This window comes from Actinoplanes sp. NPDC051633 (assembly GCF_040681735.1).
Classification (GTDB): Bacteria; Actinomycetota; Actinomycetes; order Mycobacteriales; family Micromonosporaceae; genus Actinoplanes.
This window is the reverse complement of the sequence record NZ_JBFAZH010001105.1, coordinates 1-2,562: the sequence shown is the minus strand read 5'-3', so window position 1 is coordinate 2,562 and position 2,562 is coordinate 1. Positions and strand designations below refer to the sequence as shown.

The 2,562-nt window shown below is 72.0% G+C and carries 3 protein-coding genes; 2 read left to right on the top strand and 1 reads right to left on the bottom strand.

Annotated elements, in window-relative coordinates; translation table 11 throughout:
- Positions 1 to 118 precede the first annotated feature (118 nt).
- Together AB0M20_RS37580 and AB0M20_RS37575 are read left to right on the top strand one after the other, a co-directional pair.
- Positions 119 to 481 (top strand): hypothetical protein, encoded by a 363-nt coding sequence (locus AB0M20_RS37580; protein ID WP_364305573.1) that lies wholly within the window; start codon positions 119 to 121, stop codon positions 479 to 481.
- A gap of 49 nt (positions 482 to 530) precedes the next feature.
- Positions 531 to 2,192 (top strand): MFS transporter, encoded by a 1,662-nt coding sequence (locus tag AB0M20_RS37575; RefSeq protein WP_364305572.1) that lies wholly within the window; start codon positions 531 to 533, stop codon positions 2,190 to 2,192.
- Positions 2,193 to 2,263: 71 nt separating this feature from the next.
- Here the strand turns inward: AB0M20_RS37575 and AB0M20_RS37570 are convergent.
- The coding region (locus AB0M20_RS37570; RefSeq protein WP_364305570.1) for a hypothetical protein at positions 2,264 to 2,562 on the bottom strand (299 nt) is incomplete at its 5' end.

The following is a 2,562-nucleotide window of genomic DNA, read 5'->3' as shown; positions in this document are numbered from 1 at the left end:
CCGGTTTCGTGCCGACGCTCGAGGCTCAGTACGTACTCAAGGACCTCATCCTGGCCGGCGCCGGCGCAGTCGTCGCCGCGCAGGCACTCGGCGCCCGCTACACGGTCGGCGGCGAGCGATGATCGCCTGGCGCATTGCGGCGGCGGGCGCGGTCGTCGCCGCCGCAGGTATCGCGATCCTGAAGGCCGGCGGTGGGGCCATGCCGCTCGTCCCGCCGGGCGCGCTGCTCCTGCTGGCGGCGGCAGTGCTGGTGATCATCGTCCGGAGCCGCTGGTCGGGACTCGCTCCCGTGCTGGTCGGTCTCGCCGAGGCGGCCGGCATCCTCGCCAGCGGCGGTCTGGACACCCTCACCGGTGATCAACCATGGCAAGCTGTGGGAACCGCGGTCCGGATCCTGGGCGTCACGATCGCGGTCGTCGCCGGTGTCGGCGTCCTCCGGGGTTCGCACCGTGGGTCCGCCCGGGTGGCCCGCCAATTGTGAAAAGTGTTTGGTTAAGGGATGGCGGAACCGATGCAGCAGCGAGACGCTGGTGGCGGCCGTCCCTGAGGGCGCGGTGCCCACGAGCCCGATCGGGGCGGTGACCATGACCATGCAGGAGCTGCCGGCTCGGCCGGCCCGGGCGTGGACGATGCTGATCATTGTCACGCTCGGGCTGGGGCTGAACCTGCGGGCGTCGATCCTGATCGGCCCGCACCTGCACGAACGGTTCGACGTCGGCCCGTGGCAATACGGAATCCTGATCGGTCTGCCGCTCCTGGTCGCGGCGTTGGTGCGGCTTCCCGTGGGCGTGCTGACCGATCGGTACGGCGCCCGAGTGACGATGCCCGCCGTCACCCTGGCGTCGGCGGCGTCGGTGGCCGGCCTGGGGTTGTCCGGCTCGCTGCCGGCGGCGGCGGTGGCCGGTGCCATGAGCGGAGTCGCGGGGGCGGCGTTCGTGGTGGGCGCCGCCCTCGTCGCGCGGACCCTGCCGTACGGGCGGCGCGGCCTCGGCCTGGGACTGTTCGGTCTCGGCGTGGTCGTCGCCGCCGGAGTGTCGGGTGTGTCCTGGGGATTCGACCCCGAGGGGCGGCAAGCCGCGTTCGTCCTGGCCGCGATCATGGCCGGCTACGCCGGTCTGGCTGCGGTGGCGCTCCGGGATCCGTTCCCGCGGGGCAGTCAGAAGTCCCTGGTACGGCAGTGCGCGGCGATGATCCGGCTGGCCTCGTCCTCATCGTTGTCGCTGCTCTACCTGCTCGCCCTGGGCGGGATCGTGTCGATCGCGGTGTACCTGCCGCTCTTCCTGACCACGGCCGTCGGCATCGAGTGGTTCCACGCCCTGACGATCACCGCGGTGGTGGTCGGGCTGGCGTCGGCAGGCCGGCTGGCCGGCGGGTGGTGGAACGACCGGCGGCCGACCGCCCGGCTGGTGCTGATCTGCTACGGCGTCGCCGCCGCGTTGTGCCTCGCCGGCGCGCTCCTGCCACGGGTGTGGTGGCTGCTGGCGCCGGTGATCGCCGGGATCGCGGTGTGCGACGGGATCGCCTGCGGCGCCCTGCTGGCCCTGATCGGCAAGGCGGCCGGGCCGCACGTCGCCGGGGCGGTGATGGGGGTGACCGGCTCGGTCGGGGCGCTCGGCGCGCTGGTGCCTCCGGCCCTGGTGGCGGGCGCGGTCGGCCTGACCCGATCGGACGCCGGGGCCTGGATCCTGCTCGCCGCCCTGCTGCTGGCGGCCGCGGTCTATGTCGGCACCCACGGCCTCTCCGTCGGGCTCGGGCTCGCCGTGCGGTCCGAGCCGGTGCCCGGTCCGACGACGATGACCATCGCGCTCGTCGGCGAGCCGGACACCCGCCTGGGCGGGCCGGCGGTCGTGGCCCGTCTGGCCGAACTGGCCACGAACGACGAACTGCTCGTCGTCTACGGCGCCGCCGAAGGGGAGTCCCGGGTCGGCGCGGGCGCCATGGCGGCCGGGCTGCGCGGCCGGCTGCCCCGGCACAGCGTGGTGGCCGTCCCCGTCGGCCAGGACTCCGCCGAGCTGGGGCAGGACGCCCTGATGCTCAGCGAATACGTCGACGCCGGCACGCTCGCGATCGCTGTGACGCCTGCGGCGGGCATGCGCGACGTCGCGGCCGATCTGTCCATCTATCTGCAGGCCGACCGGGTCGTGATGATGTCGTTCACCCCGGCCGATGGCGCCGAGCTGCACCAGGTCTGAGCCGTGGCGAGTGACCGACGTCTCGCCGGGACACCGCGATCTGGAGTTATCCCGGCGCCACGACCACTAACTCATTCGACCTGACCGCATCTGGCCCAGTGCTCGGTGAAGCTGCTGGTGCTGACGTTGAGCGAGTCGATGTTGGACAGCCGCAGCTGATTGCGCCCCGTCATGATGTTCTCGGTCGGCTGCTGGATGCTCATCCGTGCGTCGCCTTCGCCTTGGATGTGCACCATCGCGTTGCGGAACCGCACGTCGGAGTGATTCATGTACTCGCTGAGGAAGCCGCCGGGGTAGGTCATCCGCTCGGAGATGAAGTGGCCGTAGGACTGCAGGTAATTCGTCGCGCCGGCTTCCGGGTGATAGATCG